The sequence below is a fragment of the Streptomyces sp. NPDC041200 genome, assembly GCF_055591805.1.
In genome coordinates, this window is sequence record NZ_JBVIZF010000010.1 from 68325 (window position 1) to 83293 (window position 14969).

Annotated in this window: 16 protein-coding genes; 4 read left to right on the plus strand and 12 right to left on the minus strand. The window is 69.8% G+C overall.

Annotated elements, in window-relative coordinates; genetic code table 11:
* Nucleotide 1: 1 nt before the first annotated feature.
* Genes rpsC through rpsJ form a run of 8 tightly spaced genes read right to left on the minus strand, consistent with a single transcriptional unit; the run spans nucleotide 2 to nucleotide 4350 of the window.
* Nucleotides 2-829, minus strand: coding sequence for a 30S ribosomal protein S3 (gene rpsC / locus ACZ6CL_RS22805; protein ID WP_009715876.1), 828 nt, complete (start codon nucleotides 827-829; stop codon nucleotides 2-4).
* Nucleotides 829-1176, minus strand: coding sequence for a 50S ribosomal protein L22 (rplV, locus tag ACZ6CL_RS22810; protein WP_039938067.1), 348 nt, complete (start codon nucleotides 1174-1176; stop codon nucleotides 829-831). Before rplV ends, rpsC begins: the two co-directional genes overlap by 1 nt.
* Nucleotides 1177-1216: 40 nt before the next feature.
* Nucleotides 1217-1498, minus strand: coding sequence for a 30S ribosomal protein S19 (rpsS, locus tag ACZ6CL_RS22815; protein ID WP_009715878.1), 282 nt, complete (start codon nucleotides 1496-1498; stop codon nucleotides 1217-1219).
* A 12-nt stretch (nucleotides 1499-1510) separates the two neighbouring features.
* A complete protein-coding gene (gene rplB / locus ACZ6CL_RS22820; RefSeq protein WP_468049115.1) occupies nucleotides 1511-2347 on the minus strand; it encodes a 50S ribosomal protein L2 in 837 nt (278 codons plus the stop codon).
* A gap of 48 nt (nucleotides 2348-2395) precedes the next feature.
* Nucleotides 2396-2722 carry a 50S ribosomal protein L23 gene (rplW, locus tag ACZ6CL_RS22825; protein WP_009715880.1) on the minus strand — a complete coding sequence of 109 codons (327 nt, stop codon included), beginning with the start codon at nucleotides 2720-2722 and terminating at the stop codon, nucleotides 2396-2398.
* A complete protein-coding gene (gene rplD, locus ACZ6CL_RS22830; protein ID WP_468938083.1) occupies nucleotides 2722-3375 on the minus strand; it encodes a 50S ribosomal protein L4 in 654 nt (217 codons plus the stop codon). Before rplD ends, rplW begins: the two co-directional genes overlap by 1 nt.
* 8 nt (nucleotides 3376-3383) lie before the next feature.
* Complete coding sequence (gene rplC / locus ACZ6CL_RS22835) at nucleotides 3384-4028, minus strand: 50S ribosomal protein L3 (RefSeq protein ID WP_398325031.1); 645 nt, start codon at nucleotides 4026-4028, stop codon at nucleotides 3384-3386.
* A 13-nt stretch (nucleotides 4029-4041) separates the two neighbouring features.
* Nucleotides 4042-4350 carry a 30S ribosomal protein S10 gene (rpsJ, locus tag ACZ6CL_RS22840; protein WP_014054162.1) on the minus strand — a complete coding sequence of 103 codons (309 nt, stop codon included), beginning with the start codon at nucleotides 4348-4350 and terminating at the stop codon, nucleotides 4042-4044.
* A 502-nt stretch (nucleotides 4351-4852) separates the two neighbouring features.
* Here rpsJ and ACZ6CL_RS22845 point away from each other — a divergent pair.
* The 4 genes from ACZ6CL_RS22845 (at nucleotide 4853) to ACZ6CL_RS22860 (ending at nucleotide 9561) form a co-directional block, all read left to right on the plus strand.
* Nucleotides 4853-5413, plus strand: a complete 561-nt coding sequence (locus ACZ6CL_RS22845; RefSeq protein WP_468938088.1) for a SigE family RNA polymerase sigma factor — start codon at nucleotides 4853-4855, stop codon at nucleotides 5411-5413.
* Between the two features lie 10 nt (nucleotides 5414-5423).
* Nucleotides 5424-6308: a hypothetical protein gene (locus ACZ6CL_RS22850; RefSeq protein WP_468938090.1), complete on the plus strand. Its 885-nt coding sequence runs from the start codon at nucleotides 5424-5426 to the stop codon at nucleotides 6306-6308.
* 65 nt (nucleotides 6309-6373) lie between these two features.
* Nucleotides 6374-7267, plus strand: a complete 894-nt coding sequence (locus ACZ6CL_RS22855; protein WP_468938092.1) for a DUF3152 domain-containing protein — start codon at nucleotides 6374-6376, stop codon at nucleotides 7265-7267.
* 137 nt (nucleotides 7268-7404) lie between these two features.
* Nucleotides 7405-9561 (plus strand): PIG-L family deacetylase, encoded by a 2157-nt coding sequence (locus ACZ6CL_RS22860; RefSeq protein WP_468938094.1) that lies wholly within the window; start codon nucleotides 7405-7407, stop codon nucleotides 9559-9561.
* A 58-nt stretch (nucleotides 9562-9619) separates the two neighbouring features.
* Here the strand turns inward: ACZ6CL_RS22860 and ACZ6CL_RS22865 are convergent, their stop codons facing one another.
* The 4 genes from ACZ6CL_RS22865 to fusA all read right to left on the minus strand — a co-directional run bounded on the left by ACZ6CL_RS22865 (nucleotide 9620) and on the right by fusA (nucleotide 14943).
* Nucleotides 9620-10732, minus strand: coding sequence for an SRPBCC family protein (locus ACZ6CL_RS22865; RefSeq protein ID WP_468938095.1), 1113 nt, complete (start codon nucleotides 10730-10732; stop codon nucleotides 9620-9622).
* On the minus strand, nucleotides 10725-11273 hold the full coding sequence (locus ACZ6CL_RS22870; RefSeq protein ID WP_468938098.1) for a hypothetical protein: 549 nt from the start codon (nucleotides 11271-11273) through the stop codon (nucleotides 10725-10727). The genes ACZ6CL_RS22865 and ACZ6CL_RS22870 overlap by 8 nt, the downstream gene beginning before the upstream one ends.
* Nucleotides 11274-11401: 128 nt before the next feature.
* Nucleotides 11402-12595, minus strand: coding sequence for an elongation factor Tu (tuf, locus tag ACZ6CL_RS22875; RefSeq protein WP_009715889.1), 1194 nt, complete (start codon nucleotides 12593-12595; stop codon nucleotides 11402-11404).
* 227 nt (nucleotides 12596-12822) lie between these two features.
* Nucleotides 12823-14943 carry an elongation factor G gene (gene fusA, locus ACZ6CL_RS22880; RefSeq protein WP_468938101.1) on the minus strand — a complete coding sequence of 707 codons (2121 nt, stop codon included), beginning with the start codon at nucleotides 14941-14943 and terminating at the stop codon, nucleotides 12823-12825.
* Nucleotides 14944-14969 lie beyond the last annotated feature (26 nt).

Here is a 14969-nt window from a genome sequence, read left to right on the forward strand (position 1 = left end):
GTCAGGCCTCCGTTCCGGTGCTCTCAGCAGCCGGAGCAGCGGCGGCGGCCTCGGCCTTGGGGGCCTCGGCGGCGGCGTTCTGCTGCTGCGGCTTACGGCCACGGCCACCACGCTCGCCACCACGGCGCTGCGGGCGGTCGCTGCCGCCGCGCGACGGGCGGTTGCCAGCGCGGGCGGCGGCGTTCTCGGCGCGGACCTCGGCGATGTTCTTGACGTCGCCCTTGTAGATCCACACCTTGACGCCGATGCGGCCGAAGGTGGTCTTGGCCTCGAAGAAGCCGTAGTCGACGTTCGCGCGGAGCGTGTGCAGGGGCACGCGGCCCTCGCGGTAGAACTCCGAGCGGGACATCTCGGCGCCGCCGAGACGGCCACCACACTGGATCTTGATGCCCTTGGCACCGGCCTTCATCGTCGACTGCATGCTCTTACGCATGGCGCGACGGAAGGAGACGCGGGAGGACAGCTGCTCGGCGACGGCCTGGGCCACCAGCTGAGCGTCCACCTCGGGGTTCTTGACCTCGAGGATGTTGAGCTGCACCTGCTTGCCGGTGAGCTTCTCCAGCTCGCCGCGGATACGGTCGGCCTCCGCGCCGCGGCGGCCGATGACGATGCCCGGCCGGGCGGTGTGGATGTCGACGCGGACGCGGTCACGGGTGCGCTCGATCTCCACCTTGGAGATACCGGCGCGCTCCATGCCCTTCGTCATCATCCGGCGGATGGCGACGTCTTCCTTGACGTAGTCCTTGTACAGCTTGTCGGCGTACCACCGGGACTTGAAGTCCGTGGTGATGCCGAGCCGGAACCCGTGCGGGTTAACCTTCTGGCCCATTACCGGGTTCCTTCCTTGCTGCTGACGACCACGGTGATGTGGCTGGTCCGCTTGCGGATCCGGTAGGCGCGGCCCTGGGCGCGCGGACGGAAACGCTTCAGGGTCGGGCCCTCGTCGACATAGGCCTCGGAGATGACGAGGCTGTCGGCGTCGGTGTGGTCGTAGTTGTGCGCGGCGTTGGCGATGGCGCTGTCCAGCACCTTGCCGACGGGCACGCTCGCGGCCTGCGGGGCGAAACGCAGGACCGCCTGAGCCTCCGTGGCGCCCATGCCACGAATGAGGTCCACCACGCGGCGGGCCTTCATGGGCGTGACGCGGATGTACCGCGCCTGGGCCCTGGCTTCCATGGTTGTCCCTTCGGTGTCAGTCATGAGTCATTTCCGCCGATCAGCGACGACGCGACTTGCGGTCGTCCTTCTCGTGGCCGCGGAAGGTGCGGGTCGGCGCGAACTCGCCGAGCTTGTGGCCGACCATCGACTCGGAGACGAACACCGGGACGTGCTTACGGCCGTCGTGCACCGCGATCGTGTGGCCGAGCATGGCCGGGACGATCATCGAGCGGCGGGACCAGGTCTTGATGACGTTCTTGGTGCCGGCTTCGTTCTGAACATCCACCTTCTTGATCAGGTGGTCGTCGACGAAGGGCCCCTTCTTGAGACTACGCGGCATCTAAACCCGCTCCTAGCGCTTCTTGTTCGTCTTGCGGCGGCGGACGATGTACTTGTTGCTGGCCTTCTTCGGCGAGCGCGTACGGCCCTCCTTCTGACCCCACGGCGAGACCGGGTGGCGACCACCGGAGGTCTTGCCTTCACCACCACCGTGCGGGTGGTCGACGGGGTTCATGACCACACCACGAACGGTCGGGCGGACGCCCTTCCAGCGCATGCGGCCGGCCTTGCCCCAGTTGATGTTCGACTGCTCGGCGTTGCCGACCTCGCCAACGGTGGCGCGGCAGCGGACGTCGACCAGGCGGATCTCACCGGACGGCATACGAAGGTGGGCCATGGAGCCCTCCTTCGCCAGCAGCTGCACCGAGGCACCCGCGGAGCGGGCGAACTTGGCGCCGCCACCGGGCCGCAGCTCGATGGCGTGCAGCGTGGTACCAACCGGGATGTTGCGCAGCGACAGGTTGTTGCCGGGCTTGATGTCGGCACCGGGGCCGTTCTCAATCCGGTCGCCCTGCTTCATGCCACGCGGCGCGAGGATGTAGCGCTTCTCGCCGTCCACGTAGTGCAGCAGCGCGATGCGCGCCGTGCGGTTGGGGTCGTACTCGATGTGCGCGACCTTCGCCGGGACGCCGTCCTTGTCGTGACGGCGGAAGTCGATGACGCGGTACGCACGCTTGTGACCGCCACCCTGGTGGCGGACCGTGATGCGACCGGCGTTGTTACGACCGCCCTTGCTGTGCAGCGGGCGGACCAGCGACTTCTCCGGCGTGGACCGCGTGATCTCGACGAAGTCGGCGACGCTGGAGCCACGACGGCCCGGGGTCGTCGGCTTGTACTTGCGGATACCCATTTCTCAGTCCTCGGAATATTCCGGACTTCTGGACGATTCCGGCCTCCGTCAGGAGGTCGGGCCGCCGAAGATGTCGATACGGTCGCCCTCGGCAAGGGTCACGATGGCGCGCTTGGTGTCCTTGCGCTTGCCGTAACCGGTGCGGGTGCGCTTGCGCTTGCCCTGCCGGTTGATCGTGTTGACCCCGGTGACCTTGACCGAGAAGACCGCCTCGACGGCCTGCTTGATCTGGGTCTTGTTCGCGCGCGGGTCGACGATGAACGTGTACTTGTTCTCGTCCAGCAGCGCGTAGCTCTTCTCCGACACCACCGGCTTGACGAGAACGTCGCGGGGGTCGGTGAAGGTCTTGCTGGTGACAGCGGTCGCCTCACTCATCAGGCGGCGCTCCCTTCGGTCTTCTCAGCGGCCTTGGGACCAGCCACGAAGGACTCGAAGGCGGCCTTGGTGAAGACCACGTCATCGGAGACGAGCACGTCGTACGTGTTCAGCTGGCCCGGCTCCAGGATGTGCACCTGGGGCAGGTTGCGGGCGGACAGCCACGCGGCCTCGTCGCTCCGCTCGGCGACCAGGAGCACGTGCTTGCGCTCGCTGATCTTGCCCAGCAGGGCCTTGGCGGCCTTGGTGGAGATGTCGCCCTCGACCACGCCGGTCACGACGTGAACGCGGTTGTGGCGCGCCCGGTCGGAGAGGGCACCGCGCAGGGCGGCGGCCTTCATCTTCTTCGGGGTCCGCTGGCTGTAGTCGCGCGGCACGGGACCGTGCACGACGCCACCGCCGGCGAACTGCGGCGCGCGGGTCGAACCCTGGCGGGCGCGGCCGGTGCCCTTCTGGCGGTACGGCTTCTTGCCACCGCCGCGGACCTCGCCGCGCGTCTTGGTCTTGTGCGTGCCCTGACGGGCCGCGGCCAGCTGCGCGACAACGACCTGGTGGATCAGCGGAACGCTGACCTGCGCGTCGAAGATCTCCGCGGGGAGCTCGACGTTCCCGGCCTTGTCGCCTGCCGGCGAAAGGATGTCAATGGTGCTCATCGGTTACCTCAGGCCCCCTTGGCCGCGGTACGGACCAGGACGAGGCCGCCGTTCGGACCAGGAACCGCTCCCTTGATCAGGAGCAGACCCTTCTCCGCGTCAACGGCATGGACGGTCAGGTTCTGGGTGGTGACCCGCTCGTTGCCCATGCGGCCGGCCATGCGCAGGCCCTTGAACACGCGGCCCGGGGTGGCGCAGCCACCGATGGAGCCCGGCGAGCGGTGCTTGCGCTGGGTGCCGTGGCCGGCGCCGAGGCCGCCGAAGCCGTGGCGCTTCATGACACCGGCGGTGCCCTTGCCCTTGCTGGTGCCGGTCACGTCGACCTTGACACCGGACTCGAACGCCTCGGCGGTGACCTCCTGGCCGAGCGTGTACTCGCTGGCGTCAGCGGTACGCAGCTCCACCAGGTGGCGGCGCGGGGTGACGTCGGCCTTGGCGAAGTGGCCCTTGAGGGGCTTGTTCACCTTGCGCGGGTCGATCTCGCCGAAGGCGATCTGGACGGCGTTGTAGCCGTCCGCGTCATCGGTACGGACCTGGGTCACGACGCAGGGACCGGCCTTGACGACGGTGACCGGGACGACACGGTTGTTCTCGTCCCACACCTGCGTCATGCCGAGCTTCTCGCCCAGGACGCCCTTGATCTGCTTAGCCATCTCGCGCGTCACCTCAGAGCTTGATCTCGATGTCGACGCCCGCCGGCAGGTCGAGACGCATGAGCGAGTCGACGGTCTTCGGCGTGGGGTCGAGGATGTCGATGAGGCGCTTGTGCGTACGCATCTCGAAGTGCTCGCGCGCGTCCTTGTACTTGTGCGGCGACTTGATGACGCAGTACACGTTCTTCTCTGTGGGCAGCGGCACCGGGCCCGCGACCGACGCACCAGTGCGGGTCACCGTCTCGACGATCTTCTTCGCCGAGGAGTCGATGACCTCGTGGTCGTAGGCCTTGAGCCGGATGCGGATCTTCTGTCCCGCCATGGCTACTTCGTAGTCCTGTCTCTCGTAACGCTCTGGGACCCGGTGGCGTTAGCGGCCCTCCCACCCCACCCCCGACCCACGCGGTCGGGCGTGTCGCGCCCCTTCTCGTAAATCTCCACAGAAGAGATCCCTGGTGAAGGGGTTTGGCTGGGGGAGAGAGTCACCCACCGGGCGCCTGGCTGGGGCCCCGCTGACACTTCCCGGAAGATTCCCGTACTTCCGCCCCTGATCAGGGGCGACGAGTACTGCGGGACTCGCTTCCAGTCCTCCCGGCGGGAGGCGCGCAGCATTGGCACTCAACCGAGCAACCCGGACAGTCTGCCATACGGGACCCAGCCTCCGCGAATCGGCCCTGCAGGTTACCCCACGCCCCAGATCTTGAACCCTTCGGCGGACCCTTCCCTGTGATGTGACCCACAGTGGGCAACCAGGCCTCGCCCCCAGCGCGTTCCGGCGTGCGTGGATCACACGAAGGATCGGCTTCGAATCACGCGAGGGCGGCATGGCGGGCGGCGACTGGACCGAGTTCGAGGAGTTCGTCGCCGCCTGCGGGCCACGGCTGCTGCGTTCCGCCTGGTTCCTGACCGGCGACCGGCATCTGGCCGAGGATCTGCTGCAGAGCGCCCTCGCCCGGGTCTGGCCGAAGTGGGGACGCATCGCCGAGGAGAACCCCGAGGCGTACGTCCGCCGCACCCTGGTCCATCTGCACGCGTCCTGGTGGCGGCGGCACTGGCGGCGCGAGGTGCCCCACTCCGAGCTGCCCGAGCCGTCCTCGCGGGGCGGCCCGGCCGGTCCGTACGGCCAGGTGGGCGAGGTCGACCAGGGACGGACGCTGATCGGGCTGCTGCGGCTGCTGCCCCGGCGCCAGCGCGAGGTCGTCGTCCTGCGCTATCTGGAGGATCTGAGCGTGGAGCAGACCGCCACGGTGCTGGGCTGCTCCACCGGCACGGTCAAGAGCCAGGCGTCGAAGGCCCTGAACACGCTGCGCTCCCGATTACCCGGGCTCGACCCCGGGCTCGTGCCCGCCCCGGCGCCGGTCCGCGACCGCGCCGCGCCGAAGTGAGGTGAGGACCATGGCGACGAAGAAGGACCCCGGCGGGTACGGCACCGAGGAGCTGACCCGCGCCGCGGCCGGGCTGCGGCGGCTCGCGGACGCCGGTACCCCGCCGCTGACGGCGCCGGAGGACCGCATGGAGCGGGTACGGCACCGGGTGGCGCGGGCCCGCAGGCGGCGTACCGCCGTCGTGGCCGCCCCCATGGTGGTCGCGCTGATCGCGGGGGCGGTGTCCCTGGCCACCGGCCTGCGCGACGGCCGCTCCGCCGAGCCCGGCTCCACCACACCGGCCACGACGCCGGGACCGGACCGGACCGCGACGCCCCGGAAGGTGCTGAAGCTGCCGGACGTCTCGGGCGGCATGGGCCTGCGGGTGTCCGTGCCCGGCGACTGGCGGGTGCCCAAGCCGCGCCGCGCAGACGACGTGAACGGCGCGAACGGCACGGCCGCGCCCGCGAGCGAGACGTACGTCCTGGCGGGCCCGGCGGCGCACGAGACGTCGAGCACGGCGGCGGGCCGGTCCCCGGTCACGGCGTCGAGGGCGCCGGAGAGCACGGCGTCGGGCGCCCTCCGGAGCACCCCGGACGGCGCGTGCGGCGACCCCCTCCAGGACGCCCGCTACGGTCCCGAGCTGTGCCTGCCGGTGACCAGGCTCCCGGAGAACAGCGCCCTGCTGCTGTGGCGCCGGGAGTCCTACGACCGGCCCGGGCGGGACCTGCCCGTCAAGCAGTCGCTCCCGAGCCCGGTCTGCCGGGAGCTGGGCGGCACGGCGTTCCTCAGCCGGCGGCAGCCGCTGCCCGGCCATCCCGACAGCACGGTCGCCGCGTACGCCTGCCTCGCCTCCCCGGACGCCGGGCTCGTCGGGCGCGTCAAGGCCGCGCTCTCCTCGGCCCGCTTCTCCTGAGCCCGCTTCTCCTGAGCCGCGGCCGACACCCCGTACCGCCCCCACTCCCTGGAGCACCCCCACCCATGACCGTCACCGAACAGTCCGCCGAGCAGTCCGCCGCGCCGCCCGCCCGGTCCTCGCACCGCCGCTCCCGGCGCCGCAGGCGCCGCCGGTCGAAGGCGGTGCCGCTGCTGACCGGGGCGGCGGTGACGGCGGGCGCCCTGCTGGCCGCGTACGCCCTGTTACCGGCCGACGGCGGCGGCGCGCGGTCGGCTCCCGTGGACTCCGCCGCCGACTCCCCGGCGGCGAGCCAGTCCCCGACCGCCGCCCCGTCCACCCCCATCACGCCCTCGGCGCCGCCCTCCCGGTCCTCCCGCGACGCCGCTCCCACGCGCCCCGCGCGGCCCACGGCCCCCGCCGGGACCGGCACCTTCATCACCGCGAAGGCGTCCGGCGAGGTGATCGGCGACGGCGGCGACGTGCGGCGGTTCAAGGTCCAGGTGGAGGAGGGCACGGGCGTCGACGCGAAGAAGGCCGCGGCCGAGATATCCGCGGTCCTCGCGGACCAGCGCGGCTGGACCAGGGACCAGAAGCACTCCTTCCAGCTGGTGGCCGACGGCAGCTACGACTTCGAGGTGAAGATCGCCACCCCGGACACGGTCGACGAGATCTGCGAGCGGGCCGGACTGAAGACCCGCGGCAAGGTCAACTGCGCCGCCGGAACGCAGGTCATGGTCAACCTCACGCGCTGGAACACCGGCTCCCCCGAGTTCGACGGCCCCATCGGCGAATACCGGGCGCTGATCATCAACCATGAGGTGGGCCACCGCATCGGCCACGGCCATGAGACCTGCCCCGGCCCCGGCAAGCCCGCCCCGGCGATGATGCAGCAGATAGACGGGCTGAAGGGCTGCGTCGCCAACGCCTGGCCCTACACCAAGGCCGGGCGGTACCTCGGCGGCCCCTCGGTGGCCTAGGCCCCCTGTCCAGCGCCGCGTCCGGAGTGTGACCGACACCTCCCGGTCATCGGACAACCATTCAAGATCATCGATCGTCCCCTACCACGTGGAAGCAGCTGCGGATTACGGGCTGCACAAGTGACAGGGTCACCAAATTGAACAGTCGATGGACTCTGCCCGCGCGCACGACACGCAGGCAGGCACTGGCCGCGGTGGCGGCCCTCACCGCCGCCGCTGCCACCGGGTGCAGCAGCCGTCCCGGGGCTTCCGCCGCCCCCGCCGCCCCGGCCCGCACGACCAGCAGCCCGGGGGCCGCCGAGCCGTTCACCCCGGCGGTCGGGGACAAGCGGGGCACCCTGCTCCAGGTCATGGCGCACCCCGATGACGACCTGTACTTCATGAACCCCGACAACGAGCACGTGCTGCGCTCCGGGGTTCCCGTGGTGAGCGTGTACGTCACGGCGGGCGAGGCGCTGGGCCTCAACCGGGTGGCCGGGCGGCCGCTGCCGCCGCCGGACAAGGCCGCGTACTCCGCCGCCCGCCACCAGGGGCTGCGCCAGGCGTACGCGCAGATGCTGGGGCTGAACCAGTTCACGCCGTGGCAGCGGTCGGTGCTGAACCTGCCCGGCGGCGTCAAGGCGGAGACGAACGTGCTCGCCAACGGCGCCCGCAGAGTCCGGCTGATCTTCCTCAACATCGCCATGCTGTCCGAGGGCCACCTGCGCATGCCCGACCTGTGGGACACCCCCGGCACGGCCATGCGGACGCTGCTGGCCGAGGGCTCCCCGGTGGCGCACCCCAGTTCGTACGTCCACCAGACCCTGGTCGACGTGCTCGCCGAGATCATGGACCGCTACCGGCCCACGCTCATCCACACCCTCGACCCCGACCCCGACTTCCAGGTCCACGACGCGCTGCACCCCAAGGACAACGACCAGCCGGGCTGCTCGGACCACCGGGACCACACCCCCGTCGCGCTGTTCACCTGGAAGGCGATCGCGCAGTGGGCCGCCGAGTCCACCCGGCGGGACCACGAGGCGCCGCGCTTCACCACCACGTCCTTCCGCGGCTACTACAACCAGCGCTGGCCGCACAATCTGCCGCCCGCCGTGCTGGCCCAGAAGGCCCGCGTGATCAAGGCGTACGGCGGCTCACCCGAGTGGAAGTGCGGTGAGAGCGCGGGCTGCGGCGACTACAGCCAGGGCGGCGTGCGGCCGCTCAAGAACCGCAAGGGCTGGATACGCTCCACCCACTACCGCTACCCCAGCGCCCTGCCCACCCCCGCCACCGACCGCGAGGGCCGTCTCGTCGCGTACGGCGTCCTCGGCACCCAGGCCGTCCAGTGGCGCGAAACCGCCCGCGGCAGCGGGCGTTTCGGGGCGCCGCTCGGGCTCGGCGGCGGGCCGCTGGCCCCCGCCTTAAGCGCCGTACGTGACAGGGCGGGACGCCAGGTGCTGCTGGCGCTGCGGTTCGCGGCGCTGGACGGCCAGGGCGGAGCCAACCTGCGCGAGATCGTGGCGCTGGAACAGAGCCGCCCCGACGGGCCGTTCCGCGCCTGGACCGGGCTCGGCACACCCGAGGCCGACCCCGAGCACGGCCGCCGCGTCGGCTGCCCCGCGGCGGTCGCCACCCCGGACGGGAAGGTCCACCTCTTCGTACGGACCGCCGAGAAGGGCCTCGCCACCCGGGTACGGGACGCCGGCGGCCGCTGGGGCCCCTGGGAACGGCTCGGCGGCGCGGAGATCCAGGACGGGCTGACCGCCCTGGTCGACCGCGAGGGCCGGGCCCACGTCATCGCCCCGGGCCGCGACACCGTGCACCACTGGTCGCAGGAGAGGCCGGGCGGCCCCGTCACCCTGCGGGCCGCCACCGGACTGCCCCGCCCCGGCGGCAACCAGATCGGCGCCGCGTTCGACCAGAGCGGCTCGCTCTCGCTGGTCTACCGCACCCCCGCGGCCACCGTGCCCGCCCTCCACGGCGCGGAGAACGGCGCGAAGAACCGCACGGTTCCGCACTTCGAGGGGTACGGGGCCATCGCCGCGCACACCGTGCCCGAGCCCGGCAAGGAGGGCGGGAACGGCGAGGACGGCAAGGCCACCACCCTGCTCCTGCTCGGCCGCAGCCTCGACGGCGACGTCCAGGTCCAGTGGGGCACCGGCCCCGGCGACCGCCCGCTGCGCTCCCCCGGCCACCTCACCCCGGTCGGCGCCCCCGCCCTGCTGACCGGCCCTCATCAGGAGACCTGCGTGGTGGGCGTCGCGCCGAACGCCACGCCCTGGATCTGGCGCCCCCGCCCCACGTCGCGGGCGTAACGGGCGCCCCCGGCCCGTTGTCGGCCGGGGGCGCCCCAGCGGTGGCGCGGAGGGGACGTCAGCGGCGAGCTGCCGCGGTACGGCGCCGCGGGCGCTCGGGCTCGGCGTCCTCGGCGGGCTCGTCGGCCTCGTCGGGCTCCTCCTCGTACTCCTCCTCGGGCTCGGCGTCCTCAGCCTCGGCGTCGGCGTCCTCGTCGTACGCCGCCTCCTCGTCCTCGTCGGCCAGCTCGGCCTCGTCGCCCTCGCCCTCGGATTCGGCCTCGTACGCGGGCTCCTCCTCACCCTCGTCCTCGGCCTCCGGCTCGTCCTCGTACGCCGCGTCCTCGTCGTCCTGCTCGGCCCCCGGCTCATCGGCCTCTCCCCCGGCCTCCTCGTCGCGCCCTTCCTCTTCCTCCGCCACGGCCGTCTCGTGGTCGACCACGACCTCGCCGTCCCGGATCTCCCCGCGCCAGCCGTCCGTGGCCTCGCCGCGCATCATGATGAACTTGCGGTAGAGCTTCAGATCGAGCCGCGCCCGGCGGCCCTGGGCACGCCAGATGTTGCCGGTCTTCTCGAACAGGCCCTTGGGGAAGTACTCCAGCACCAGCAGCACCCGGGTGAGGCTGTCGCCGAGCGGATGGAAGGTGACGACGCCCTTGACGGTGCCCTTGGCGCCCTCGGTCGTCCAGCTGATCCGCTCGTCGGGCACCTGCTCGGTGACGTTGGCCTTCCAGCTGCGCGTGGACTTGGCGACCTTCACCTTCCAGTTGCTGCTGGTGTCGTCGGCCTTCTCGACGCTGACGACGCCCTTGGCGAAGGTGCTGAACTCCTGGAACTGGGTCCACTGGTCGTACGCCTCGCGGACCGGCACCCCGACGTCGATGTCCTCGACCACCGTGACGCTCTTGGACTTGCCGCCGCCGCTCTTGCCGCCGCCCTTGGCCTTGCCGAAGGCCCCCTTGATCTTGTCCTTCAGCGAATCCTTCAGCTGGGAGGCTCCGGCCTTGAACACGGCCTGGCCCGGCGACTTCCCCTCGGCGAGCGCCTGGGTGCCCTTCGCGAGGCCGCTGCCGAGCCCGGAGATCGCGTGGGTCGCCCGGGCCTGGACGTAGGACTGCAGCTCGTCCTTGAGGCGGTCCGCGGCCGGGCTGCGCACGATGTCGTCCTTCAGCTTGCCCAACGTGTCAGCCATTGCGGCCCCCAGCGGTCTTCGCGGTCTTCTTCGCGGCCTTCTTGGCCGTCTTCTTCGCGGGCGCGGAGGACGAGGCGGCGGCCTTGCGCGCCCGTCCGGCCGGGGCCTTGGCCGCCTTGGCCTGCGGCGTCTTGGCCTGCGGTGCCTTGCGGGGCGGCGGTTTCCGTTCGCCTTCCTCGTCGGCCGGCTCGTCGTCCTCCGGCTCCTCGTCCTCGCGGTCCTCGGCTTCGGCGCCGTCGTCCGCTTCGCCCCGAAGGCTCAGGGTGCGGTCGTGCAGCGAATCGGCGAGGCCGTTCATGCGGGTGGACAGGGCCGAGGTCGCGGCCTTCTTGGCGGCCCCGGTCAGCTCCTTGCGCGCCTGCGCGTTCAGACCGCTCAGCAGCGGGGAATCGGCGACCGCCCGGGCCAGCTGCTGCGGATCGAGGGTGATCTTCTTCCCGGCGAGCAACATGCCCAGCCCGATGGCGAGTTTGGCCTTCTTGGTGCGCCCCAGGAGGTAGCCTCCCGTGATCGCGACCGCGATCTTTCCATTGGTCATCATCCGTACTCCCGAAGTCGAACTCAGCTTCGATGCGGATGGCCGGGTACCCAGATACGGAAAAGCCCCACCCGCCGGTGAAGGCGAGTGGGGCTCGGTGCTCCGGGGAGCGTGCTCCGAAGAGCGTCAGGTCACTTGGTGATCTTGGTGACCTGACCGGCGCCGACGGTCCGGCCACCCTCACGGATGGCGAACTTCAGGCCCTCCTCCATGGCGACCGGCTGGATCAGCTGGACGGACATCTCGGTGTTGTCGCCCGGCATGACCATCTCGGTGCCCTCGGGGAGGGTCACAACGCCCGTCACGTCCGTGGTACGGAAGTAGAACTGCGGACGGTAGTTGTTGAAGAACGGCGTGTGGCGGCCACCCTCGTCCTTGGACAGGATGTACGCCTGGGCCTCGAACTCGGTGTGCGGGGTGACCGAGCCCGGCTTGATGATGACCTGGCCGCGCTCGACGTCCTCGCGCTTGATGCCGCGGAGGAGCAGACCGACGTTCTCACCGGCCTGGCCCTCGTCGAGCAGCTTGCGGAACATCTCGATACCGGTGACGGTGGTCGAGGTCTTCTCGTTCTTGATGCCGATGATGTCGACGTTCTCGTTGACCTTCAGCACACCACGCTCGATACGGCCGGTGACGACCGTACCGCGGCCGGTGATGGTGAAGACGTCCTCGATCGGCATGAGGAACGGCTTGTCGACGTCGCGCTCCGGCTGCGGGATGGCGTCGTCGACGGCCTTCATCAGGTCGAGGACGGACTTGCCCCACTCGGCGTCGCCCTCGAGCGCCTTGAGCGCCGAGACCTTGACGACCGGGACGTCGTCGCCCGGGAACTCGTACTCGGAGAGCAGCTCACGGACCTCGAGCTCGACGAGCTCCAGGATCTCCTCGTCGTCCACCATGTCGGCCTTGTTCAGGGCGACGACGATGTACGGAACGCCGACCTGGCGGGCCAGGAGCACGTGCTCCTTGGTCTGCGGCATCGGGCCGTCGGTGGCGGCGACCACGAGGATCGCGCCGTCCATCTGCGCGGCACCGGTGATCATGTTCTTGATGTAGTCCGCGTGACCGGGGCAGTCAACGTGCGCGTAGTGACGCGAGTCCGTCTGGTACTCGACGTGCGCGATGGAGATCGTAATACCGCGCTGGCGCTCTTCCGGCGCCTTGTCGATCATGTCGAAGGCCGAGGCCTCGTTCAGGTCCGGGAACGCGTCGTGCAGCACCTTGGTGATCGCCGCGGTAAGAGTGGTCTTACCGTGGTCGATGTGACCGATGGTGCCGATGTTGACGTGCGGCTTAGTCCGCTCGAACTTCGCCTTCGCCACTGGGGTCCTCCTACGGAGTGGTTCTGTAACGCATCCGCGACTTGCGGACGGGTTCAGGTGGTCTTACCGAACCGGCCAGGACCCCGAGGGGGATGCCCTTCGCCGTATTCGTTATGGGGGCCGGCGGCCGGGGCCCCGCCATGGACCGCCACGGTGGACGATCTATGACGGAACACCCGATGCCTCTTGCTCCAGCCTAAAGGGTGAGGAATGCGGATGAAGCCGCGTTACTCGCCCTTGGCCTTCGCGATGATCTCCTCGGCGACGTTCCTGGGAACCTCGGCGTAGGAGTCGAACTGCATGGAGTAGCTGGCGCGGCCAGAGGTCTTGCTGCGCAGGTCGCCCACGTAGCCGAACATCTCCGACAGCGGGACCAGACCGATCACCAGCTTGGCGCCGCTACGGTCCTCCATGGACTGGATCTGACCACGGCGGGAGTTGATGTCGCCGATCACGTCACCCATGTAGTCCTCGGGCGTCGTGACCTCGACCTTCATCATCGGCTCGAGCAGGGCCGGGCTGGCCTTGCGGGCGGCCTCCTTGAAGGCCATCGAACCGGCGATCTTGAAGGCCATCTCGGAGGAGTCGACCTCGTGGTAGCCACCGTCGAGAAGCACGACCTTGACGCCGGTCAGCGGGTAGCCGGCGAGCACGCCGAACTCCATGGCCTCCTGGCAGCCCGCGTCCACGGACGGGATGTACTCCCGCGGGATGCGGCCACCGGTGACCTTGTTCTCGAACTCGTAGCCATCGCCCTCGAGGGGCTGCAGCGCGATCTGCACCTTGGCGAACTGGCCGGAACCACCAGTCTGCTTCTTGTGCGTGTAGTCGTACCGCTCGACCGCCTTGTTCAGCGTCTCGCGGTAGGCCACCTGCGGCTTGCCGACGTTGGCCTCGACCTTGAACTCGCGCTTCATGCGGTCGACGAGCACGTCGAGGTGGAGCTCACCCATACCGGCGATGATGGTCTGGCCGGTCTCCTCGTCAGTCTTGACGCGGAAGGACGGGTCCTCCTCGGCGAGCCGCTGGATCGCGACGGCCAGCTTCTCCTGGTCGCCCTTGGACTTCGGCTCGATGGCCACCTCGATGACCGGGGCCGGGAAGTCCATGGACTCGAGGATCACCGGGCTCGACGAGTCGCAGAGGGTCTCACCGGTGGTGGTCTGCTTCAGACCCATGACGGCGACGATGTCACCGGCACCCACCGACTCGATCTCCTCACGCTTGTTCGCGTGCATCCGGTAGATCTTGCCGATGCGCTCCTTCTTGCCCTTCACGGAGTTCAGCACCTGAGTGCCGGCCACGAGACGGCCCGAGTAGACCCGGATGAAGGTGAGCTTGCCGAGGTGCGGGTCGCTCGCGATCTTGAACGCCAGCGCCGACAGCGGCTCTTCCTCGGTCGGACGCCGCTTGATGATCTCTTCGGGGTCCTTGACCGAGTGGCCCTCGACCGCCTCGACGTCGATCGGCGACGGCAGGTACCGGACGACCGCGTCGAGCAGGGGCTGCACACCCTTGTTCTTGAACGCGGTGCCGCAGAACACGGGGGTGACGGTGGTGCCGCCGCCCACGCCGGAGGCGATGGTGATGCGGCGGATCGCCGCGTACAGCTGCTCCACGGAGGGCTCCTCGCCCTCCAGGTACAGCTCCATCATCTCTTCGTCGTTCTCGGCGACGGTCTCCAGCAGCTTGCCGCGCCACTCGTCGGCGGCCTCGCTGTGGCTGTCCGGGATGTCGACGGTGTCGTACATCTCGCCCTTGGAGGCCTCGATGTTCCAGACCAGCGCCTTCATGGTGACGAGGTCGATGACGCCCTTGAAGTCGGCCTCGGTGCCGATCGGCAGCTGCATGACGATCGGGACCGCGCCCAGGCGGTCCGTGATCATGTCGACACAGCGGTGGAACTCGGCACCGGTGCGGTCGAGCTTGTTGACGAAGCAGATCCGCGGCACGCCGTAGCGGTCCGCCTGACGCCAAACGGTCTCGGACTGCGGCTCCACGCCGGCCACACCGTCGAACACCGTCACGGCACCGTCGAGGACGCGCAGCGAACGCTCCACCTCGACCGTGAAGTCGACGTGCCCCGGGGTGTCAATGATGTTGATCGTGTGATCGGTGTCCTCAAGCGGCCAGTGACAGGTCGTCGCGGCCGACGTGATCGTGATGCCGCGCTCCTGCTCCTGCTCCATCCAGTCCATCGTGGCAGCGCCGTCGTGGACCTCACCGATCTTGTAGCTCACACCGGTGTAGAACAGGATCCGCTCGGTGGTCGTCGTCTTGCCCGCGTCGATGTGGGCCATGATCCCGATATTGCGGACCTTGGCCAGGTCAAGTGAAGTGGTAGCCATAAGGCTTCAGTCTTCTCTCGGTCTCG